The organism is Streptomyces sp. NPDC043680 (assembly GCF_056436685.1).
Genome location: NZ_JBWKCE010000003.1, coordinates 258569 through 280142 on the forward strand (window position 1 = coordinate 258569; position 21574 = coordinate 280142).

The 21574-nt window shown below is 72.1% G+C and carries 20 protein-coding genes and 1 tRNA gene; 9 read left to right on the forward strand and 12 right to left on the reverse strand.

Features of this window, described 5'->3' with window-relative positions; all coding sequences use genetic code 11:
• Positions 1-74: 74 nt before the first annotated feature.
• The 5 genes from AC0666_RS07740 to AC0666_RS07760 form a co-directional block, all read right to left on the reverse strand.
• Positions 75-1541 (reverse strand): peptidoglycan D,D-transpeptidase FtsI family protein, encoded by a 1467-nt coding sequence (locus AC0666_RS07740; RefSeq protein WP_478707262.1) that lies wholly within the window; start codon positions 1539-1541, stop codon positions 75-77.
• Complete coding sequence (locus AC0666_RS07745) at positions 1538-2962, reverse strand: FtsW/RodA/SpoVE family cell cycle protein (protein ID WP_468583206.1); 1425 nt, start codon at positions 2960-2962, stop codon at positions 1538-1540. Before AC0666_RS07745 ends, AC0666_RS07740 begins: the two co-directional genes overlap by 4 nt.
• A gap of 31 nt (positions 2963-2993) precedes the next feature.
• Entirely contained in the window at positions 2994-4457 is a 1464-nt protein-coding gene (locus AC0666_RS07750; protein WP_468966041.1) for a Stp1/IreP family PP2C-type Ser/Thr phosphatase, read from the reverse strand.
• 144 nt (positions 4458-4601) lie between these two features.
• On the reverse strand, positions 4602-5102 hold the full coding sequence (locus AC0666_RS07755) for an FHA domain-containing protein FhaB/FipA (protein WP_468583203.1): 501 nt from the start codon (positions 5100-5102) through the stop codon (positions 4602-4604).
• A 10-nt stretch (positions 5103-5112) separates the two neighbouring features.
• Positions 5113-5928, reverse strand: coding sequence for an FhaA domain-containing protein (locus tag AC0666_RS07760; protein ID WP_468583202.1), 816 nt, complete (start codon positions 5926-5928; stop codon positions 5113-5115).
• 293 nt (positions 5929-6221) lie between these two features.
• On the opposite strand from AC0666_RS07760, the gene AC0666_RS07765 reads away from it, so the two are divergent.
• The 6 genes from AC0666_RS07765 (at position 6222) to AC0666_RS07790 (ending at position 11939) form a co-directional block, all read left to right on the forward strand.
• Positions 6222-6304, forward strand: a tRNA-Leu gene (locus tag AC0666_RS07765).
• 327 nt (positions 6305-6631) lie between these two features.
• Positions 6632-8329: a sensor histidine kinase gene (locus AC0666_RS07770; RefSeq protein WP_468966033.1), complete on the forward strand. Its 1698-nt coding sequence runs from the start codon at positions 6632-6634 to the stop codon at positions 8327-8329.
• Positions 8330-8337: 8 nt separating this feature from the next.
• Positions 8338-9021 (forward strand): response regulator, encoded by a 684-nt coding sequence (locus AC0666_RS07775; RefSeq protein ID WP_468966030.1) that lies wholly within the window; start codon positions 8338-8340, stop codon positions 9019-9021.
• An 81-nt stretch (positions 9022-9102) separates the two neighbouring features.
• Entirely contained in the window at positions 9103-10566 is a 1464-nt protein-coding gene (locus AC0666_RS07780) for a DUF2252 domain-containing protein (protein WP_478707263.1), read from the forward strand.
• A 119-nt stretch (positions 10567-10685) separates the two neighbouring features.
• Entirely contained in the window at positions 10686-11507 is an 822-nt protein-coding gene (locus tag AC0666_RS07785) for a J domain-containing protein (RefSeq protein ID WP_469154593.1), read from the forward strand.
• Positions 11508-11594: 87 nt separating this feature from the next.
• Complete coding sequence (locus tag AC0666_RS07790; protein WP_468583196.1) at positions 11595-11939, forward strand: rhodanese-like domain-containing protein; 345 nt, start codon at positions 11595-11597, stop codon at positions 11937-11939.
• 16 nt (positions 11940-11955) lie between these two features.
• Here the strand turns inward: AC0666_RS07790 and AC0666_RS07795 are convergent, their stop codons facing one another.
• The 6 genes from AC0666_RS07795 to paaA form a co-directional block, all read right to left on the reverse strand.
• Positions 11956-13101, reverse strand: a complete 1146-nt coding sequence (locus AC0666_RS07795; RefSeq protein WP_478707264.1) for an acyl-CoA dehydrogenase family protein — start codon at positions 13099-13101, stop codon at positions 11956-11958.
• Positions 13102-13227: 126 nt separating this feature from the next.
• The gene (paaE, locus tag AC0666_RS07800) at positions 13228-14382 is read right to left on the reverse strand and encodes a 1,2-phenylacetyl-CoA epoxidase subunit PaaE (protein WP_478707265.1); all 1155 of its coding nucleotides are present in this window, start codon (positions 14380-14382) and stop codon (positions 13228-13230) included.
• Entirely contained in the window at positions 14383-14910 is a 528-nt protein-coding gene (paaD, locus tag AC0666_RS07805) for a 1,2-phenylacetyl-CoA epoxidase subunit PaaD (protein ID WP_361714615.1), read from the reverse strand.
• Entirely contained in the window at positions 14904-15629 is a 726-nt protein-coding gene (gene paaC, locus AC0666_RS07810) for a 1,2-phenylacetyl-CoA epoxidase subunit PaaC (RefSeq protein ID WP_468966015.1), read from the reverse strand. The genes paaD and paaC overlap by 7 nt, the downstream gene beginning before the upstream one ends.
• A complete protein-coding gene (gene paaB / locus AC0666_RS07815; protein WP_356845677.1) occupies positions 15626-15910 on the reverse strand; it encodes a 1,2-phenylacetyl-CoA epoxidase subunit PaaB in 285 nt (94 codons plus the stop codon). Before paaB ends, paaC begins: the two co-directional genes overlap by 4 nt.
• Positions 15907-16950 (reverse strand): 1,2-phenylacetyl-CoA epoxidase subunit PaaA, encoded by a 1044-nt coding sequence (paaA, locus tag AC0666_RS07820; RefSeq protein WP_468966012.1) that lies wholly within the window; start codon positions 16948-16950, stop codon positions 15907-15909. The genes paaB and paaA overlap by 4 nt, the downstream gene beginning before the upstream one ends.
• A gap of 137 nt (positions 16951-17087) precedes the next feature.
• Between paaA and AC0666_RS07825 the strand changes: the two genes are divergently transcribed.
• The 3 genes from AC0666_RS07825 to AC0666_RS07835 are packed head-to-tail and all read left to right on the forward strand — an operon-like array spanning position 17088 to position 19853.
• Positions 17088-17828: a DUF5819 family protein gene (locus tag AC0666_RS07825; RefSeq protein ID WP_468966009.1), complete on the forward strand. Its 741-nt coding sequence runs from the start codon at positions 17088-17090 to the stop codon at positions 17826-17828.
• Positions 17825-19072 carry an HTTM domain-containing protein gene (locus AC0666_RS07830; protein ID WP_478707360.1) on the forward strand — a complete coding sequence of 416 codons (1248 nt, stop codon included), beginning with the start codon at positions 17825-17827 and terminating at the stop codon, positions 19070-19072. The genes AC0666_RS07825 and AC0666_RS07830 overlap by 4 nt, the downstream gene beginning before the upstream one ends.
• Before the next feature lie 10 nt (positions 19073-19082).
• Positions 19083-19853, forward strand: coding sequence for a TrmH family RNA methyltransferase (locus AC0666_RS07835; RefSeq protein WP_468583189.1), 771 nt, complete (start codon positions 19083-19085; stop codon positions 19851-19853).
• Here AC0666_RS07835 and paaN read toward each other — a convergent pair.
• Positions 19850-21532 (reverse strand): phenylacetic acid degradation protein PaaN, encoded by a 1683-nt coding sequence (gene paaN / locus AC0666_RS07840; RefSeq protein ID WP_468966005.1) that lies wholly within the window; start codon positions 21530-21532, stop codon positions 19850-19852. The genes AC0666_RS07835 and paaN overlap by 4 nt on opposite strands.
• Positions 21533-21574 lie beyond the last annotated feature (42 nt).

The window sequence follows — 21574 nt, forward strand, 5'->3', positions numbered from 1 at the left end:
GACCACAGCCTGATACCGGACCGGTACCGTACGCTCGGATCCGGGCGGGAACAGTGGTCTGGGTCACGTGCGCGTCAGCCCTTGTTCTTCAGTACGGCTTCCATCACGGCCTTGGCGACCGGGGCGGCGAGCCCGCCGCCGCTGATGTCCTCGCGGTCGGCGCTGCTGTCCTCGATGACGACGGCGACGGCGACGGGGGACGTGCCGTCCGGGTTCTCGGCGTAGGAGATGAACCAGGCGTACGGACGCTTGGCGTTCTTCTCGCCGTGCTGGGCGGTGCCGGTCTTGCCGCCGACGGTGACGTTCTTGATCTTGGCGTTGGCCCCGGTGCCCTTCTCGACGACGTTGACCATCATCTGCTGGATCTTCTGCGCGTTGGCGGCGGAGAGCGGCCGGCTCATCTCCTGCGGCTCGTGCTTCTCGATCACGTCGAGGTTGGGCGCCGTCAGCTGGTCGACCATGTACGGCTTCATCAGCTTGCCGTCGTTGGCGATGGCGGCGGTGACCATGGCCATCTGGAGCGGGGTGGCCGCGGTGTTGAACTGGCCGATGGCGCTCTGGGCGTTGCCGTCCCTGCCCATCGTCTTGTCGTAGACGCTGGCGAACGCGCGGACCGGGGTGTCGATCTTGTCGTTGTTGAAGCCGAACTTCTCGGCGGTCTTCACCATGTTGTCCCGCCCCACCTTGTCGCCCAAGTTGGCGAAGACGGAGTTGCAGGAGACCCGCAGCGCCTCGTTGAGGCTGGCCTTCTCGCATCCGCTGGCGTGGTTGACCATCGGGGTCTTGGTGCCCGGGAGGATGTACGGCTCGGGGGTGTCCGTCGGCGCGTTGATGTCGGTGACGACGCCGTTCTCCAGGGCCGCCGCGGAGGTGACCACCTTGAAGGTGGAGCCGGGCGGGTAGGTTTCGCGCAGGGCGCGGTTGACGAGCTGCTTGTCCTCGCTGTCCTTCAGGGCGACCCAGGCCTTCTCGTCCGTCTTGGAGTTGCCGGCGAAGGTGGAGGGGTCGTACGAGGGGGTGCTGACCAGGGCGAGGATGGCGCCGGTGCGCGGGTCGATCGCCGCGACGGCGCCCTTGCGCGTGTCGAGATTCTCGTACGCGGCCTTCTGCACCTCGGGCATCAGCGTGGTGACGACGTTGCCGCCGGCCTTCTTCTCGCCGGTGAACATGCCGATGGTGCGGTCGAAGAAGAGCCGGTCGTCGTTGCCGGTGAGGATCTGGTCTTCGAGCGATTCGAGCTGGGTGGAGCCGAACGCCTGGGAGGCGTAGCCCGTCACCGGTGCCCACAGGGCGCCGTCGGCGTAGGTCCGCTTGTACTTGTAGTCGCTGCCGTTGGTGACGGCGGAACCCGTGATGGCCTGCCCGCCGGCGACGATGATGTTGCCGCGCTGGGTCGCGTACTGGGCGATCTGGACCCGGCGGTTCTCCTTGCGGGTGCTGAGCTCCTGAGCCTGGACGTACTGGAGCCAGTTGGTCCGGATCAGCAGCGCGAGGATGAGCAGCCCGCAGAAGATCGAGATGCGGCGCAGGGGCTTGTTCATGACGGGCGGACCACCTGGGTCATCTCGGAGTCGGGGGACGGTGCCGGGGCCGGTGCGGGGCGGCGTGCGGTGTCGCTGATCCGGATGAGGATCCCGATGAGGGCCCAGTTGGCGAGGACGGAGGAGCCGCCGGACGCGAGGAAGGGCATGGTCATGCCGGTGAGCGGGATCAGGCCCATGACTCCGCCGGCGACGACGAAGATCTGGAGGGCGAAGGCGCCGGAGAGGCCGATCGCGAACAGCTTGCCGAAGGGGTCGCGGGCGGCGAGGGCGGTGCGTACGCCGCGCTCGATGATCAGGCCGTAGAGCAGCAGGAAGGCCATGACCCCGGCGAGGCCGAGCTCTTCGCCGACGGTGGAGAAGATGAAGTCGGAGTTGGCGGCGAAGCCGATGAGGTCGGAGTTGCCCTGGCCCCAGCCGGTGCCGAGGACACCGCCGGAACCGAAGCTCATGATCGACTGGCCGACCTGCTCGCAGGCGCCCGACTTGGAGTAGCAGGCGAAGGGGTCGAGCCAGGCGGTGACACGGGCCTTGACGTGGCTGGCGGTGGCGCCGACGACAGCCGCGCCGCCGACGCTCATGAGCAGGCCGATGACGATCCAGCTGGTGCGCTCCGTGGCCACGTACAGCATGATCACGAACATGCCGAAGAAGAGCAGCGAGGTGCCGAGGTCGTTCTCGAAGACCAGGACGAGCAGGCTCATCGCCCAGATCATCAGGATCGGGCCGAGGTCGCGGCCGCGCGGCAGGTAGAGGCCCATGAAGCGGCGGCTGGCCAGGGCCAGGGCGTCGCGCTTCACCATCAGGTAGCCGGCGAAGAAGATCGCGATCACGATCTTCGCGAACTCGCCGGGCTGGATGGAGAAGCCGGCGACGCTGATCCAGATCTTGGCGCCGAAGACGTCCGCGCCCAGCCCCGGGATCACCGGGAGGATCAGCAGCACCAGGGCGGCGGCCATGGAGATGTACGTGAACCGCTGGAGGGTGCGGTGGTCCTTGAGCAGCAGCAGCACGGCGACGAACAGGGCGATGGCCAGCGCCGTGTACATCATCTGGCGGGGCGCTGACTCGGAGAACGTGCCGAACTGCCGCTTGGCCAGGTTCTGGAGCCGCTGCGACTGGTCGAGCCGCCAGATCAGGACGCAGCCGAGCCCGTTCAGGAGGGTGGCGATCGGCAGCAGCAGCGGGTCGGCGTACTTGGCGTAGCGCCGTACGACGAGGTGGGCGATGCCGGCGAGGACGGCGAGGCCGCCGCCGTAGGCGACCATGCCGGGCGGCAGCTCGCCGTGGATCGACAGGCCCACGTTGGCGTAGGCGAAGATCGGGATGACCACGGCGAAACAGAGCAGCAGGAGCTCGGTGTTCCGCCGGCTCGGCAGCTCGATGGCGCCGATGGTGGTCGTGTTGGTGACAACGCTCATGGTGTGGCAGGCCCCCTGTGCCCGCGGGTGACTACTGCTTTTCGCACTGGCCTACCAGCTGCTGCTCTGCGGCAGTCAGGCTGGGGCCGGGTGTCTGGCTGTTCTGCGCCTCGGCGTTCCGGCGCTCCTCGTCCTTCTTGCAGGCCGAGACCTGGACGCCGAGTTCGTCGATCTTCTGGCGGGCGTTGGCGAGGCTGCTTTCGCTGATGGTGGCCTCGACCTGCTTGCGCTTGAAGGGCGGCAGGTACTTCAGTTCGATCTCGGGGCGGTCGGTCTCCACCTGGGAGAGCTCCAGCGGGCCGAGCTTCTGGCTGATGCCGCGGAACAGTGCGACGTGGTTGTCCTTGACGCCGAGGTAGTACTGCGTCTGGGTCCACCGGTGGGCGGCGTAGAGACCGCCGCCGACGACCCCGGCCACCAGCAGCAGGATCAACGTGCGGGTGGTCCACTTGCGCCCTTTGCTGCGGCGCCTGCGGGGGTTGTCGTACGTGTCGTCGAAGCGGGCCTCGTCGTCGTACGGGTCGGGTTCGCCGAAGTTGCCGTACGCGCCGCCCCCCTGGCTCTGGTCGGGGTATCCGTAGCCGGGGGCCTCGCCGCTGCCCGGGGGCCCGAAGGCACCGGCGGGCGGGGGAACCTGGCGGCCCAGACCCGCGGCGCGGCCGGCCGGGGTCTGCATGGCGTTGCCGCCGTCGAAGAGCTGGTGCTGGTTCTCGGCGACCGCGCCGACGACGACCGGGGTGTCGCTCAGCTGGGCGGCGAGGGTGTCCCCGCTGTCGGTGTCGAGGACGTCGGCGACGATGCAGGTGATGTTGTCGGGTCCGCCGCCGCGCAGGGCGAGCTGGATCAGGGCCTGCACGGTCTCGTGCGGGCCGTGGTAGTCGGCGAGGGTCTCCTCCAGGGTCTGGTGGGAGACCACGCCGGAGAGCCCGTCGGAGCAGATCAGGTAGCGGTCGCCGGCGCGGACCTCGCGGATCGAGAGGTCGGGCTCGACGGTGTCGCCGCTGCCCAGCGCGCGCATCAGCAGGGAGCGCTGCGGGTGGGTGGTGGCTTCCTCTTCGGTGATGCGGCCCTCGTCGACGAGCCGCTGCACCCAGGTGTGGTCCTGGGTGATCTGGGTGAGGACGCCGTCGCGGAGCAGGTAGGCGCGGGAGTCGCCGACGTGCACGAGGCCGAGGCGCTGGCCCGTCCACAGGAGGGCGGTCAGGGTGGTGCCCATGCCTTCGAGCTGGGCGTCCTCCTCGACCATCACGCGCAGCTGGTCGTTGGCGCGCTGCACGGCGGTGGCGAGGGAGGTCAGGATGTCGGAGCCCGGGACGTCGTCGTCGAGCTGCACGAGCGAGGAGATCACCTCGGAGCTGGCGACCTCGCCTGCTGCTTGGCCGCCCATGCCGTCGGCGACCGCGAGGAGACGGGGGCCGGCATAGCCGGAGTCCTCGTTGCCCTCCCGGATCATGCCCTTGTGGGATCCGGCGGCGAACCGCAGGGACAGACTCATGTGCACCTGCCCTGTCGCCGCTGACTCCGGGTACAACCGGTCTCGAGCCACACTGCCCACCCTCCGGTCGGGAGCGCGCTCGGGTCCGTTTCCCGGTGGGGACGGACTGCCGCGGCTCGCTCGCTCCGCTCGCTCATTCTCGTACTACTTCCGCAGCTCGATGACGGTCTTGCCGATGCGGATCGGGGCGCCCGGCGGAATGGGCGTCGGGGTGGTCAGCCGGGTCCGGTCGAGATACGTGCCGTTGGTGGACCCGAGATCCTCGACGATCCACTGGCCGTCACGGTCGGGGTAGATCCTGGCATGGCGGCTGGAGGCGTAGTCGTCGTCCAGCACGATCGTGGAGTCGTGGGCGCGGCCCAGCGTGATCGTCTGCCCGGCGAGGGCCACCGTCGTGCCGGTGAGGGTGCCCTCGGAGACCACGAGCTTGGTGGGCGCTCCGCGGCGCTGTCGCTGCTGCGGGGGCGCGGCCTGCTGGCGGCCGCCCTGCTGCGGGGCGCCGGTGGCACCGCCGCGGCGGGAGCCGCGCTGCGTGACGCGCGTCCCGAACAGGTCGCTGCGGATGACCTGGACGGCCACGATGACGAACAGCCACAGAACGGCCAGGAAACCCAACCGCATGACCGTCAGGGTCAGCTCTGACATTGCCCCCGCTTCACCCTTCGGCTTGCCGGTAAATGATGGTGGTGCTGCCCACGACGATCCGCGAGCCGTCGCGGAGCGTAGCGCGGGTGGTGTGCTGCCCGTCCACCACGATGCCGTTGGTGGACCCGAGATCCTGGATCGTCGAGGGCGTTCCGGTCCGGATCTCACAGTGCCGGCGGGATACGCCGGGGTCGTCGATCCGCACGTCGGCCTCGGTGCTTCGACCGAGGACGAGCGTGGGGCGGGAAATCTGGTGGCGGGTGCCGTTGATCTCGATCCAGTGGCGCCGGGAGCCGCCGCCGGCCGGGGCCGGCCCGCTGCCGGCCGGCCGGCGCACGGGCGGGCCCGGGGGCGGCCCTGCGGGCATGGGCGGAGCGGCGACCGGCGGGTATCCGTAGCCGCCCTGCTGCCCCTGGGGGCCCGCGGGAGCCTGGGGCTGCGGCTGGGAGGTGCTGGAGGCGAGGGTGCGGCTGCGGACCCGGTAGAGACCGGTGTCGAGGTCCTCGGCCTTCTCCAGGTGCACCTTGATCGGGCCCATGAAGCTGTAGCGCTGCTGCTTGGCGTAGTCGCGGACGAGGCCCGCGAGCTCGTCGCCGAGCTGGCCGGAGTACGGGCTGAGGCGTTCGTAGTCACCGGTGCTGAGCTCGACGATGAAGTCGTTGGGAACGACCGTCCGCTCGCGGTTCCAGATCGTGGCGTTGTTGTCGCACTCCCGCTGGAGGGCGCCGGCGATCTCGACGGGCTGGACCTCGGACTTGAACACCTTGGCGAAGGTGCCGTTCACCAGACCTTCGAGTCGCTGCTCGAAACGCTTCAGGACTCCCATGGGGCACCTCCTCCGTCGTTGTCGCCCTGTACTGCTTACTGATCGTATCCACGCGTGGCGGATTCGGCTGGTTCCCCACAGGTCCTGTGTGCAGGAGTGTTGGTCCTCACAAGGGATCGTAGGGGCGCCCGGGGGACAGTGTCCCGCACCGGGAGTGCGGTGCGGGAGGGGCCTGTCGGGGAGGGGCCGGGGAGCGCGGGGAAAGCGATGTGATTCCACCCCCTGCGACGTGCTAATGTTTCGACGTCGCCAGGGGAACGGCCCGAAAGGGAAGAACCACTGGGACGCTGCTCGGGCGAGTGGCGGAACGGCAGACGCGCTGGCTTCAGGTGCCAGTGTCCTTCGGGACGTGGGGGTTCAAATCCCCCCTCGCCCACATCGACGAAACGGTCGTCATCGCGAAAGCGGTGACGGCCGTTTCGCTTTGGCGTTCCCGTTCCTTGGCGTGGCGTTCCCGTGGTGTTCCCGCAGGGGCCGGCCGAGATTTTTTCTTTCCTTCCGTCATGCCGGTCACCTGTCATCCACCGCTGTGGCTGCGGTGGTTGACCCCGGCCGGACGGCCCGGGGCGCCGATCATGGGCGCCGGGCGCCGAGTTGGCGTGTTCTCCGGTGTGAGGTGGGTCTCATCCGGACGACTTTCGTCGGCGGGCCCGCGACGAAAGAGAGGTGTCCGGGTCGGACGGCGGTGTCTAGGGTCGGGCGCGTGGATGCGAAGGCGAGAGCGCGGGCCGGCTGGGACTGGCTGAGGGGGCCCGAGCCCTGGACCCGGCGGATGCTGGCGGGGGACCTGGCGATCGCCGGGCTGCTGGCGCTGCTCGGCCTGGGGGTGGAGGAGCTCGACCACGGCGGTGTGCGGCGGATGCTGGCCAGCGCCGGGGTCGTGGTGGCGCTGACGCTGCTGCGGCGCCGACTGCCCGTGGCGACCTTGGTGGTGGGCGCGGCAGTGTCCCCGTTCCTGCCCGGGACGCTGCTGGTCACGAGCCTGCTGGGCTGGTCGGCCGGGCGCCGGATCATCGGTGTGGGCCGGGCGCTGGGGGCCTTCACCGCGGCCTTCCTCGCAGAGGTCGGGCTCAGCGTGGTGCAGCAGTGGGCGCAGATGCGACCCGTGCTGGTGATCGTCTTCTCTACGCTGATGTTCCTGGCGACGACGGTGATGCCGGGTCTGGCCAGCCGGTACTGGTCGCAGCGCCGGACCCTGCTGCGGGCGCTCCAGGAACGCAACGCCCAACTGATGCGGGAGCGGGCGATGGTAGCCGGGCAGGCCCGGCTGCGGGAGCGCCAGCGCATCGCCCAGGACATGCACGACAGCCTGGGCCACCAGCTCGCGCTGATCTCCGTGCACACCGGTGCCCTGGAGGTGGATCCGGCGCTCACCGACCGGCAGCGGGAGGCGGTGGGGGTGCTGCGGCAGGCCTCGGTCGCGGCCATGCACGAGCTGCGCGAGGTGGTCGGGATCCTGCGTGACGGGGTGGAGGCTCCGGCTCCCGTGGAGGAGGCGCAGCCCGCGGCGCGGGGTGTGGCGGGGATCGCGGGGATCGTCGATGCGGCGCGCAGCGCGGGGACCGACGTACGGATGACCACGTCGGGGCAGCCGAGGCCGCTGGTCGCCGCGTGTGACCACGCGGCGTACCGGATCGTGCAGGAGGCGCTGACGAACGCGTACAAGCACGCTTCTGGGTCGTCGATCTCGGTGGAGCTGCGGTACGAGGACGACTCGCTGGTGGTGGAGATCGCCAACGGGCCGGGGCCGGGGACGGGGCCCGGCGAGGTGGTCTCGGGCGGGCAGGGGCTGACGGGGTTGCGGGAGCGGGCGCGGCTCGTCGGCGGGATGGTGCACGCGGGCGCGACCGAGGACGGTGGCTTCCGGGTGGCCGGGGTGCTGCCCTACGGGGCGGAGCCGGCCGGGGCGGAGGTGGTCGCCGACGACTTCGGGCAGCAGGCGCAGGCGCAGGCGCAGGCGCAGGTGCCCGGGCACGCGGGCGGGCCGCCGATGGACTGGGCGGCGGTGGACCGGGAACTGGCCGTACGCCGGCGCAGCCGGACCGGTGGGATGGCGCTCGGCTGCGGGATAGCGGTGGCGGCGGTGGTGCTGCTGGTGATCGTGGTCGGGGCGGTCATGGTGCTGCTCGTGGGCTCGGTGAACGAGTCGATGATCAGCAGGGCCGAGTACGACCGGGTGCAGGTGGGCGAGTCGGAGGAGGCGGTTCGCGCCCGGCTGCCTGAGGGTGACGGCTTCCTGACCAACGGCATGGAACGCCGGGGCCCGGACCGGCCGCAGGGGGCGCAGTGCCTGGCGCTGCTGTCGAGCGAGGACTCGGGTCTGTCCACCGATACCGTTTTCCGGTTCTGCTTCCAGGGCGGCAAGCTCGTCGACAAGCAGGCGTACGAGGTCAAGCAGTAGGAGCACGGATGACAGCCAAGGCGATCCGAGTGGTGATCGCGGACGACGAGCCGCTGATCCGGGCCGGGATCAGGATGATCCTGACCTCCGCGTCGGACATCGAGGTCGTGGCGGAGGCGGCGAACGGCCGCGAGGCCGTCGAGCTGGCCCGCGGACACGCGCCGGACGTCGTGCTGCTGGACATCCAGATGCCGGTGATGGACGGGCTGAGCGCGCTCGACGAGCTGCGGCGGGCGGCTCCCGAGGTACGGGCGCTGATCCTCACCACGTTCGGGGAGAAGGAGAACGTGCTGCGAGCGCTCCGGCAGGGCGGCGCGGGCTTCCTGCTCAAGGATTCGGCACCCGGCGAGCTGATCGGCGCGGTCCGGGCCGCCGCGAACGGCGACGCGTACCTCTCGCCCGGGGCGACCCGGCACGTGGTGGACCAGCTCGCCGCCGGGCACGACCCGGTGCGCGGCGAGGCCCGGCACGGGATCTCCCCCGCGGAGGCGAGGGCACGGGTCGCCGGGCTGAGCGAGCGCGAGCGCGGGGTGCTGGCGCTGCTCGGGGAAGGGCTGTCGAACGCGGACGCCGGCCGGCGCCTCCACATGAGCGAGGCGACGGTGAAGACCTACGTGAGCCGGATCCTGGCGAAGCTGGGCTGCGAGAACCGGGTACAGGCCGCCCTGCTGGCCAGGGACGCCGGGCTCTAGGTACCGTCGGGCCGCATTGATGATGTTGGCCATCATGCAGGCGGTGTTGGCCGGGAACACGAGGGTGGGGGTCGGCAGGGCATGGCGGCTGTGATGGACGAGCTCGCGGTGGCGGCAGCGGCGGCGAGAGCGGTGGCGCCGGCACCGGCACCGGCGGGTGGCAGGCGGATACCCGCCGTCGAGGGGTTCGCGCCCCGGGTGGTCGCCGGGTCGCCCAAGGAGGCGGGCAAGGCGCTGCGCGCCCGGGTACCGCGATCGGCCCACGCACACTTCGAGGCTCCGGCCGGGCGGCCGGACGCGGTGCGCGCGGTGGAGGAGTCCAACGTCGGGCGGGTCCCCGAGCTGGCGCCGATACGGGTGGGCCGGATGGCGGCGAACCCCTTCGCGTTCCTGCGCGGCTCGGCCGGGCTCATGGCACACGACCTGTCCGGCGGGCCGGTGACCGGCGTCGGCGCGCAGATCTGCGGTGACGCGCACGCGGCGAACTTCGGGCTGTACGGGGATGCGCGCGGCCGGCTCGTCATCGACCTCAACGACTTCGACGAGACCGTGTTCGGCCCCTGGGAGTGGGACCTGAAGCGGCTGGCGACCTCCTTGGTGCTGGCCGGGCGGGTGGCCGGCGCGGACGAGGACACCTGCCGGGCCGCGGCGCTGGACGCTGTGGGCGCGTACCGCCGGACCATGCGGCTGCTGGCCAAGCTGCCGGCCCTGGACGCCTGGAACGCCATTGCGGACGAGGAGCTCGTCTCGCACACCGATGCGCGGGATCTGCTGGGCACCCTGGAGCGGGTCTCGGAGAAGGCCCGCAACAACACTTCGGCCCGGTTCGCCGCCAAGTCGACCGAGATCGGTCCCGACGGGGGCCGGCGCTTCGTCGACGCCCTGCCGGTGCTGCGCAGGGTCGGCGACCACGAGGCGGCGGCCGTCGCGGCCTCGCTGGGCCCGTACCTGCACACGCTCCAGGGCGACCGGCTGCCGCTGCTCGCCCGGTACGCGATCCACGACGTGGCCTTCCGGGTGGTGGGCACCGGCAGTGTCGGGACCCGCTCGTACGTGGTGCTGCTGCTCGACCACCGGGGCGAGCCGCTGGTGCTCCAGGTGAAGGAGGCCCGGCCTTCGGTCCTGCTGCCGTACCTGCCGGCGCTGGGCTTCGTCTCCCCCGCCGAGGAGCACGAGGGCCGCCGGGTGGTGGCCGGCCAGAAGCGGATGCAGGTGGTCTCCGACATCCTGCTGGGCTGGACCACGGTGGAGGGGCGGCCCTACCAGGTGCGGCAGTTCCGCAACCGCAAGGGCAGCGTGGACCCGGCGGCGCTGGCCGCCGACCAGATCGACGACTACGGGCGCATGACCGGTGCCCTGCTGGCCCGCGCGCACGCCCACAGCGCCGATCCGCGGCTGCTCGCCGGGTACTGCGGCAAGAACGACGAGCTGGACGAGGCCATGGCCGCGTTCGCGGTGGCCTACGCGGACCGGAGCGAGGCCGACCACGCGGTGCTGGTCGCTGCGGTGCGCAGCGGGCGCATCGCAGCGGAGGCCGGGGTCTGAGTCCCTCCGCGGCCGGGGAGAGATGTTTCACGTGAAACCGTGCGAGAGCGGGTGAGGGCGCGGGAAACCGGGTTCACGTGGAACATCGGCCCCGGGCGGACCGGGCTTAGGCTGGCCGGGTGAGCGAGCAGCAGACCGAAGAGACCGTCCCCGGCGACGACGAACGTCCCGAGGCCCGCCTGGAGCGGGCCGTACGGGCCGCCGAGCAGGCGCTGATCGAGTTCGAGATCGCGGTGGAGACCTTCCGGGTGGAGGTGGAGAACTTCTCCCGCCTGCACCACCAGAAGCTCGGCCCGATGTACTCGCGGCTCGACGAACTGGACGCGCTGATCGCCGAGGCGAAGGCGGCGCGCAGCGGCGATGCCGAGGACCTGCGGCGGGCGCGGGAGGCGCGGTCGCTGGTGATGCCGATGCCGGGCGTGGACGAGCTGTTCCACGACTGGCTGGACTCCGAGGGCATGTCCGACGACGCCTCCGCGATGCTCACCGAACGGCCGGTGCGGCCGCCGGAGCGGGTGCGGCCTTCGGAAGAGGTACGCCGGCTCTACCGTGAGCTGGTCCGCCAGGCGCATCCCGACCTTGCGCAGGACGAGGCCGAGCGGGAGCGGCGCGACGCGTTCATCGCGCGGGTCAATGCGGCGTACGGACGCGGTGACGAGCAGGTGCTGCGGGCGCTGGCCGAGGAGTGGGCGGCGGGTCCGGTGCCGGAGGCCGTACGGCGGCTGAACGAGAGCGAGGAGCTCTACGCCCGGCTGGAGTGGCTGGCGCAGCGCAAGGAGCTCTTGGCGGCGGTCGCCCGGGAGCTGGAGGACAGCGCGATCGGCTCGATGCTGAGGATGGCACCGGAGGATCCCGACCGGCTGCTGGAGGAGATCGCCGAGCAGTTGCTCGGGCAGGTCGCCGAGCGCGAGGCAGAGCTTGAGGCCCTTGCCGCCCGGTGATCTCCCGATGCGGGTGCTGCGGGGCCCTGTGCCGGGGGCGGTGTCCGCTAGGTTGGGTGGGAGATCCGTGATGAGAGAAGGCGACGTATGAACTTCGGGCCGCTTCCCTCGGTGGACGCCGCCGCGGTGCCCGCCGAAGGCTTTGTGCTGGATGTCCGCGAGGACGACGAATGGGCTGCCGGGCATGTGGAAGGCGCTCTGCACATCCCGATGAGCGACTTCGTCGCCCGCTTCGGTGAGCTGGCGGAGGTCGTCGAGGACGGCCGCCGGGTGCACGTGATGTGCCGGGTCGGCGGGCGCTCCGCGCAGGTGACCCAGTACCTGGTGCGCCAGGGCATCGACGCGGTCAACGTCGACGGCGGGATGCAGGCCTGGGACGGTGCCGGGCGCCCGATGGTCTCCACCAGCGGTAACCCGGCCTTCGTGCTCTAGCGGGGCTGCCGGAACCTCAGGCGAGGGGGTGGGCGGCCAGGAGGTCGCCCAGCGCCTCCTCGTGCGCTGCGGCCGGGCCGAGCTGGAGCTCCAGCTGTTTGGCCCAGGCGTGGTAGCGGTGCAGGGGATAGTCGGTGTCGGCGCCGAAGCCGCCGTGCAGGTGCTGTGCCGTCTGTACGACCCGGCGCACCCCCTCCGCGGCCCATATCTTGGCGACCGCCACATCGCCGTCGCTGGGCAGCGGGCCGCCCGCTGCGCCGGTCGCCGCGTCGAGCCGCCAGGCGGCCTGCCAGAGGGTGACCTCCATGGCGCGCAGGTCGATGTAGCGGTCGGCAGCCTGGACGGCCACGGCCTGGAAGGTGGCCACCGGGAAGCCGAACTGCTCGCGTTTGCCGGTGTATTCGCCGGTCATGGCGAGGACGCGCTCGCCGAGGCCCAGCGCCAGCGCACAGGTGCCCGTGGTGAGCAGCCGGCGGAGGCGCTCCCAGGCCTCCGGGGTCTCGATGAGGTGGGTCCCGGGCACCCGCACCCCGTGCAGGGCCAGTTCGGCGAGGCGCTCCCCGCTGGTGGAGAACTGGTCGGCCAGGGTGAGGCCTTCGGCGGTACGGGGGACGAGCGCGAGGACGGCCTCCCCGTCGCCGGTGTGGGCCGGTACACCGATCCAGTCGGCGCTCTGCGCCCAAGGGACCGCGGTCTGTACGCCGTCGAGGACCCACCCGCTGCTGCCCTCGCGGCGGGCGGTGACGGCGAGTTCGGCCGGGTCGTGCCCGCTGCGGCCGTGGGCGGCGGCGGTGAGGACCAGGCTTCCGCGCCCGGCGCCGGGCAGTAGGGCGGCGGCCAGTGCGGGGCTGCCGTGGGCCTGGACGGCCATGGCGGTGGCGCAGTGCTCCAGGAGCGGCACCCGGGCCAGCACCTTTGCCGCCTCGCGCAGCACCAGGCACAGGGCGATGGTGTCGAGTCCGGCCCCGCCGTGCTCCTCGGCCAGCACCAGGCCCAGCAGATCCGATGCGGCGAGCTTGGCCCACAGGGGCCGGTCGAAATCGTCGGCGACCGCCCCGGGGGTGAGCGCGGGGCTGGGCACGCTGTCCGGGGCGACATCCGTGAAGACGGCCTTGGCCGCCTCGACGGCGGCCTGCTGCTCCTCGGTGAAGGTGAAGTCCACTGCCTGTCCTCCCGCGCGCACCGGAACCCGTTCTGATCTGACGGAGCGTCAAGATAGAACAGGTTCCCGGAATTGCCCAGGGGCGGGACCGGCAGCCCCCGAAGCGGTCCGGACAGCGGTCAGCGGTCAGCGGTCGAAGTCGATCTCCACCTCGTCCGTCACCGGGTGCGACTGGCAGGCCAGCACGAACCCGGCCTCCGTCTCCTCCGACTCCAGCGCGAAGTTCCGGTCCATCCGGACCTCGCCCCGCACCACGAAGGCCCGGCAGGTGCCGCACACCCCGCCCTTGCAGGCGTACGGGGCGTCGGCGCGGTTGCGCAGGACCGCGTCCAGCAGGGATTCCCCGTCCCGGACCGGCCAGGTGCCGGAGCGGCCGTCGAGGCGGGCGGTGACCTGCCCGCCGGAAGCCACCGCGGCCGCGGACGCCGCCGCGGGAGCGGGGACCGTGGCGTCCTCGACGTGGAAGACCTCCTCGTGGATCCGGGTCCGTGCGACCCCGAGCGCGCCCAGCGCCTGCTCCGCGCCGAGCACCAGCCCGTACGGACCGCAGAGGAACCAGCCCGTCACCTCCGCGACCGGCAGCAGGGCGGGCAGCAGCGACTTCAGCCGCTCCTCGTCCAGGCGCCCGGACGGCAGGCCGGCCTCCTGCTCCTCCCGGGACAGGACCGTCACCAGCTGGAACCGGTCCGGGTAGCGGTCCTTGAGGTCGGCGACCTCCTCCAGGAACATCGTCGAAGCCGCCGTACGGTCGCTGCGGACCAGGCAGAACCGGGCGTCGGGACGCGCCGCCAGCAGCGAGGCCGCGATCGACAGCACCGGCGTGATCCCGCTGCCGCCGACGATCGCCGCATAGTGCCCCGCCGCCGGGGCGGCGGCGGGCTCCAGGACGAACCGGCCGGCCGGGACCATGACATCGAGCACGTCCCCGGCCGCGACCTCCTTGTGCGCGAAGGTGGAGAACTCGCCGCCCTCCACCAGCCGCACGCCGACCCGCAGATGGGCGGGGCCCGGACCGCCCGCCTCCGGTGCGGGCGAGCAGATGGAGTAGGTACGGCGGATCTCCACGCCCTCGGGGGTGCTGCGGCGCAGGGTGAGGTGCTGGCCGGGGGCGTGCCGGTACTCGGCGCGCAGCTCCTGCGGTACCTCCAGGGTCAGTGCCACCGAGTCGTCGGTGAGCCGGTCGACCGCCGCCACCGTCAGCCGGTGGAAGGCGCCGTGGCGCGCGGGGCGCGGGGCCACCGCAGCGGACGTCGGCGCGGGCGACGGCGTGGACTCGGCCATCTACAGCTCCTTGAAGTGGTCGAACGGTTCACGGCAGGCGGTGCAGCGGCGCAGCGCCTTGCATGCGGTGGAGGAGAACCGGCTGAGCAGCTCGGTGTCGGTCGAGCCGCAGTGGGGGCAGCGGACCGAGAGGGTCAGCGGGACCGGCCCGCCCGCCGCGTGCGGGCGGGGCGGGGCGATGCCGAACTCGGCGAGCTTGCGGCGGCCTTCGGCGCTGATGTCGTCGGTCGACCAGGCGGGGGAGAGGACGGTGCGCACCCGGACGTCCGCCATGCCGTGGCCGGTCAGGACCCGCTCGATGTCGGCGGACATGGCCTCGATGGCGGGGCAGCCGGTGTAGGTGGGGGTGAGGGTGACCTCGACGTGGCCGTCCTCCTGCACCCGCACCCCGCGCAGCACGCCGAGCTCGGCGAGGGTGAGGACGGGCAGCTCCGGGTCCGGGACGGAGCCGGCGAGCTCGGCCAGCTCCGCCTCCAGGCGGGTCGTGCCCTCGTGCGCGGCGGCGGTCTGCGCCGGATCCGTCACCATGACGCCCCCGGGTGGCTGCGGTGCAGGTGCTGCATCTCGGCGACCAGCCTGCCGAACGGCTCCGTGTGCAGGCCCTCGCGGCCCGCTCCGGCCGCCCAGGCCCCGGTGCGCGGGCCCTCGGGGAGTGCGAGCCCGGCCCGCTCCAGTACGTCGCCCAGTGCGGTGAGCCAGCGGTTCTCCAAGGCGGTCCAGTCCACCCCGTCGAGCCCCTCCACCGGCTGGAACGGCTCGCCGGTGTACTTCCACAGCCCGTCCAGGGCCGCCCGGATCCGGCGGTGGCTCTCCTCGGTCCCGTCGCCGAGGCGCAGGGTCCACTGCTCGGCGTGGTCGCGGTGGTAGGCGGTCTCCTTGACGGCCTTGGCCGCGAGGGGGGCGAACGGGCCGTCCCCGGCGGCGAGCACCGCGTAGAGCTCGTGCTGGTAGAGGGAGAAGTACAGCTGCCGGGCGATGGTGTGGGCGAAGTCGCCGTTCGGCTGCTCGACCAGCTGGAGGTTGCGGAAGGACCGCTCCTCGCGCAGGAAGGCGAGCTCGTCCTCGTCCCCGGCCGTGGACAGCAGCACGCGGGCCTGGCCGAGCAGGTCGAGCGCGATGTTGGCAAGGGCGACCTCCTCCTCCAGGACGGGGGCGTGGCCGGCCCACTCGCCGAGGCGGTGGGAGAGGATCAGCGCGTCGTCCCCGAGCGCGAGGGCGGCCGCCTGGGTGACATCGGTGCTGGTCACAGGTGGCTCACCCCCTCGGGGATGTCATAGAAGGTGGGGTGCCGGTACGGCTTGTCGGCGGACGGCTCGAAGAACGGGTCCCGCTCGTCGGGCGAGGAGGCGGTGATCTCGGTGGAGGGCACCACCCAGATCGAGATGCCCTCGCCGCGCCGGGTGTAGAGATCGCGGGCATTGCGCAGGGCCATCTCCGCGTCGGGGGCGTGCAGGCTGCCCGCGTGCGTGTGCGAGAGACCGCGGCGCGAGCGCACGAACACCTCCCACAGTGGCCAGTTCTGCGTCATACCCCTGCCTCCTCGTTCACGTTCTGCTTCGCGTTCCCGTCCGGGGTCACGCTCCGGCCCTCGGGCTGCGGCGCGTGCTTGCGCGCGTACGCCGCGGCCGCCTCGCGGACCCATGCGCCTTCCTCGTGGGCCCGGCGCCGCTGGCCGATCCGCTGTTCGTTGCACGGGCCGTTGCCCTTCAGCACGTCCCAGAACTCGGCCCAGTCGATCGGGCCGAAGTCGTAGTGCCCGCGCTCCTCGTTCCACTTGAGGTCCGGGTCGGGCAAGGTCAGGCCCAGCGCCTCGGCCTGCGGCACGGCGATGTCCACGAAGCGCTGGCGCAGCTCGTCATTGGAGTGCCGCTTGATCCGCCACGCCATCGACTGCGCGGAGTGCGCCGACTCGTCGTCGGGCGGGCCGAACATCATCAGGGAGGGCCACCACCAGCGGTCGACCGCGTCCTGCGCCATGGCGTGCTGCGCCTCGGTGCCCTTGGAGAGGGTCATGAGGAGCTCGAAGCCCTGGCGCTGGTGGAAGGACTCCTCCTTGCAGATCCGGACCATGGCGCGCGCGTACGGCCCGTACGAGCAGCGGCAGATCGGCACCTGGTTCGTGATCGCCGCCCCGTCCACGAGCCAGCCGATCGCACCGACGTCGGCCCAGGTCAGGGTGGGGTAGTTGAAGATCGAGGAGTACTTCTGCCGACCCGAGTGGAGCTTGTCGAGCAGCTCGTCGCGGCTGGTGCCGAGGGTTTCGGCGGCGCTGTAGAGGTACAGCCCGTGCCCCGCCTCGTCCTGGACCTTGGCCATCAGGATGGCCTTGCGGCGCAGCGAGGGCGCCCGGGTGATCCAGTTGGCCTCCGGCTGCATGCCGATGATCTCGGAGTGGGCGTGCTGGGCCATCTGGCGTACGAGCGAGGCCCGGTACTCCTCGGGCATCCAGTCGCGCGGCTCCACGCGCTCGTCCGCGGCCACGGCCGCGTCGAAGGCCGCCGCGAGCTGTGCCCCGAGGTCAGCCCCGAGGCTCGTGTCCTGCCCCGTTTCCGGGGTCACTGCCACCATCCCGGCCCCCTGCCAGTGTTTTCGTTGACCGCCCGACCGACCGATCGTTCGGTTCGTCCTCTTCAATGGTGAGACGAGGGCCCGTAGGGTGTCAACCTCTGGGGTCAACCGTGTGGTCGCCGGATGGACGGGGCGGGATGGTTTCGAACGAGCGCGAGGCCGCGGAACAGACCGTTCCGCCGGTCGCCCCGCCGGGCGATTCCCCGGGCGCAGCGCGCCCCGACCCGTCCCCCGACCCGGCTCCGGCGCGGGCCGGCGGGATCGCCGGGCTGTCCGCCCCCTACCGGGTCCTCGCGGCGCTCGTGCTGGCGGTCGTCGGCCTCGCCGCCTGCGCACACCTGGCCCTGGTCTTCCTGCACGTCGCCCCCGCCAACACCCTGAGCAAGCGGCACGCGGAGGCGATCGACGACTGGATCTATCCCGAGTTCGAGCAGAACTGGAAGCTCTTCGCCCCCAACCCGCTCCAGCAGAACATCGCCGTCGAGGTCCGCGCGCAGATGCGGACGGCCGGCGGCGAGGTGGTCACCGGCAGCTGGCGCGACCTGTCCGCCGAGGACGGCGCGGCCATCCGGCACCGTCTGCTGCCGAGCCACACGCGGCAGAACGAGCTGCGCCGGGCCTGGGACTTCTACACCAGCTCCCACGACGAGGAGGAGAAGCCGTCCGGCGAGCACGGGGAGCTCTCGGAGCAGTACCTGCGGCGGATCGTGCTGGAGCGGCTGACCACCCCCGGGCCCCCCGGAGGCGGGGCGGCGGGCGGCGAGATCGTACGCATCCAGCTGCGCTCGGCGACGCGGGCGGTGGCCGCGCCGCAGTGGAGCGACGAGACGACGGACACGCAGACGTACTACCGGGAGTTGCCGTGGTGGACGGTGTGAGGCGCCCGGTCGCGGCCGGCCGGGCGGCGCGGGCCGCCGCCGGGCGGTTGCTCGCGCAGGTCACGGGGCGGGCGCTGGGCCCGTACCAGAGCGCGGTGGTCCGCATCGGCTTCTCCGCGACGTGGCTGTTCTTCCTGTTGCGGGAGTTCCCCCACCGGCACGAGCTCTACGGGCCGGACGGGCCCTGGAGCTGGGAGCTGGCGCGCCGCCTGACCGACTCGAACCGGGCCTTCACGGTGCTGATGTGGTCGGACTCGGCGGTGTGGTTCGAGGCCGTGTACGCGGTGGCCGTGCTGGCGAGCGCGCTGTTGCTGCTGGGCTGGCGGACGCGGGCGATGTCCCCGCTGTTCATGGTGGGGGTGCTGTCCCTGCAGAACCGCAGCGTGTTCATGGGCGACGGCGGGGACAACGTCATCCACCTGATGGCGATGTACCTGGTGCTGACCCGGTGCGCGCAGGTGTGGTCGCTGGACGCGCGCAGGGCGCGGCGCAGGGGCTCGGCGACGGCGGGGGCGGCCGGCCCCGCGTTGTGGGCCGTGCTGGGCGCGGGGTTCGCGTACGGGGCGGTGACGGCGGGGTTCGGCTACGGCTGGCTCGCGGTCTTCGCGGCCCTGTGGGTGCTGGCCGCGGTGTGGTGGATGGTGGACCGGTACGAGCCGCAGGGAGAGGGCCGGGCGGTCCTGGACGTCCTGGCGAACGTGCTGCACAACGCCGGGATGCTGGTGGTCATGGCGGAGGTCTGCCTGATCTATGCGACGGCGGGCTGGTACAAGGTCCAGGGGTCGCGGTGGCAGGACGGGACCGCGCTGTACTACCCGCTCGGGCTGGACTACTTCAGTCCGTGGCCGGGGCTGTCCTCGCTGGTGGCGGGCAGCGGGCTGGTGGTGATGCTGCTGTCGTACGGAACGGTGGTGGTGCAGGTCGCCTTCCCGTTCACGGTGTTCAACCGGCGGATCAAGAACGTGCTGCTGGCGTTGATGATGCTGGAGCACGCCGGGATCGCGGTGCTGCTGGGGCTGCCGTTCTTCTCGATGGCGATGATCGCCGCGGACGCGGTGTTCCTGCCTACGGGGTTCCTGGTGTGGCTGGGCGGCCGGGCCGCCGGGCTCGTGCTGGCCGCGCGGAGAGACGGAGCTCCGCGGACGGGCCCGGCCGACGGCGGTCCCGTCCCGGCTCCGGCGGAGGGCGGTCCCGTCCCGGCTCCCGCCGACGGCGGTCCCGTGACCGCTCCGGCGGGGCCTTAGGGTCGGCGGTATGAGTGAGCGGGAGCAGACGGCGCGGGAGTGGCGGGAAGCCGTCGAGCGGGAGGACGTGGTGCTCCTCGACGGGTTCCACGCGCTGAAGCACGCCCTGCGGTTCGGGGCCCGCGTGGTGGCCGCCGTCGCCGACGAGCCCGAGGCGGTACGGGCGCTCGCCGCCGAGCTGGCTCCGGACGTGGAGGCCGACGTGGCGCGGCTGGTGCGCGGGGCGGAGCTGCGGACGCTGCTGACCCGCATCCACCCCACCGGCGTCGCGGCGCTGGCGGTCAGGCCGGACCGGGCCGAAGGGCGGGCCAGGCTGGAGCGGATGCCGCGCAGCGCGCCCGTCGTCGTGCTGGACAACCCCCGCAACCTCGGCAACGTCGGCGCCGTCGTACGACTCGCCGCCGGCTTCGGCGCCACCGGAGTGGTGACCCGCGGCGACCTCGACCCCTGGCACCCGAACGTGGTCCGGGCCGGCGCCGGGCTGCACTACGCCACCACCGTCGACCGGGTGGAGATCGAGACCCTGCCGCACGGTCCCGTCTACGCACTGGACCCGGAGGGCGAGGACATCCGCGCCCTCACCCTCCCGGACGACGCCCTGCTCGCCTTCGGCTCCGAACGCCACGGCATCTCGCCCGAGCTGCGCGCCCGCGCCGACCACTTGGTGTCCCTGCCGATGCGGCCGCAGGTGTCCAGCTACAACCTGGCCACCAGCGTGGCCATGACCCTCTTCCACTGGGGCGGCCCGCACCCGGGCGGGCCGCACCCCGGCACCGCCTAGGCCTGGCGGCGGACCTCCACCACGCGGAAGCGGTTCGCGACGAACGCCCCGTCGCACAGGGCCGCGTTCGCCGCCGGGTTGCCGCCCGAGCCGTGGAAGTCCGAGAAGGCCGCGGTCTGGTTGACGTAGACCCCGCCGGTGAGGTTCAGCGAGAGCTGCGCCGACTCCTCCAGGCAGACCTCCTCGATCGCCCGCTCGGTGTGCGCGGACGTCGTGTACGCGCCCACCGTCATCGCGCCCTTCTCCCGCACCGTGCGGCGCAGCAGCTCCAGCGCGTCCGCGGTCGAGTCGACCGCCACCGCGAAGGACACCGGGCCGAAGCATTCCGAGAAGTAGGGGGCCTCCGCGTCCGGCTTGGAGCCGTCCAGCTTCACCATCACCGGGGTGCGCACCACCGCGTCCGGGAACTCCGGGTTCACGACCTCGCGGGAGGGCAGGGCGACCTCGCCGAGGGCGGCCGCCGCCTCCAGTCGGGTCTTGACGTCCGGGTTGACCAGCGCGCCGAGCAGCGCATTGGCCCGGGCGTCGTCGCCCAGCAGGCCGCCTACGGAGGCCGCGAGGTCGGCGACGACCTCGTCGTACGTCTTGTGGCCGGCGTCCGTGGCGATGCCGTCCCGCGGGATCAGCAGGTTCTGCGGGGTGGTGCACATCTGGCCGCTGTAGAGGGACAGCGAGAAGGCCAGGTTGGCGAGCATCCCCTTGTAGTTGTCGGTGGAGTCGATGACGACCGTGTTGACGCCGGCCTTCTCCGTGTAGACCTGCGCCTGGCGGGCGTTGGCCTCCAGCCAGTCGCCGAACTCCGTCGACCCGGTGTAGTCGATCAGCTTGACCTCGGGCCGGACGGCGAGGGTCTTGGCGATGCCCTCCCCCGGACGCTCGGCCGCCAGCGCCACCAGGTTCGGGTCGAAGCCGCTCTCGGCGAGGACCTCGCGGGCGACCTGGACGGTGAGCGCCAGCGGTAGCACGGCCCGCGGGTGCGGCTTGACCAGCACCGCGTTGCCCGTGGCCAGGGAGGCGAACAGGCCCGGGTAGCCGTTCCAGGTCGGGAAGGTGTTGCAGCCGATCACGAGCGCGATGCCGCGCGGGACGGCCGTGAAGGTCTTGCCCAGCTCCAGCGGGTCCTTCTTGCCCTGCGGCTTGGACCAGTCGGCGCGGCCGGGGACGCGGGTCTGCTCCTCGTACGCGTACGCCACCGCCTCCAGGCCGCGGTCCTGGGCGTGGGGGCCGCCCGCCTGGAACGCCATCATGAACGCCTGGCCGCTGGTGTGCATGACCGCGTGCGCGAACTCGTGCGTCCGCGCGCTGATCCGGGACAGGATCTCGATGCAGACCAGGGCGCGCACCTCGGGGCCGGCGTCCCGCCAGGCGCCCATCCCCTCCCGCATCGCGGGCAGCAGCACGTCCAGGTCGGCGTGCGGGTACTCCACGCCCAGCTCCGGGCCGTACGGGGACACCTCGCCGCCGGTCCAGCCGTCGGTGCCGGGCTGGCCGAGGTCGAGCCGGGTGCCGTTCAGCGACTGGAAGGCGGCGAGCCCGTCGGCCGGCGCGGTCTCGCCGTACGCCTTGGGGTGTTCGGGGTGCGGTGACCAGTAGGCGCGGCTGCGGATGGCGGCCAGCGCCTGGTCGAGGGTCGTCCGGTGCTTGGCGGACAGCTGGGGAACGGTGAGCTCGGCGGCCATCAGGGACCAACTCCTCGTTGAGCCGGGCAAGATCAGGCTGGT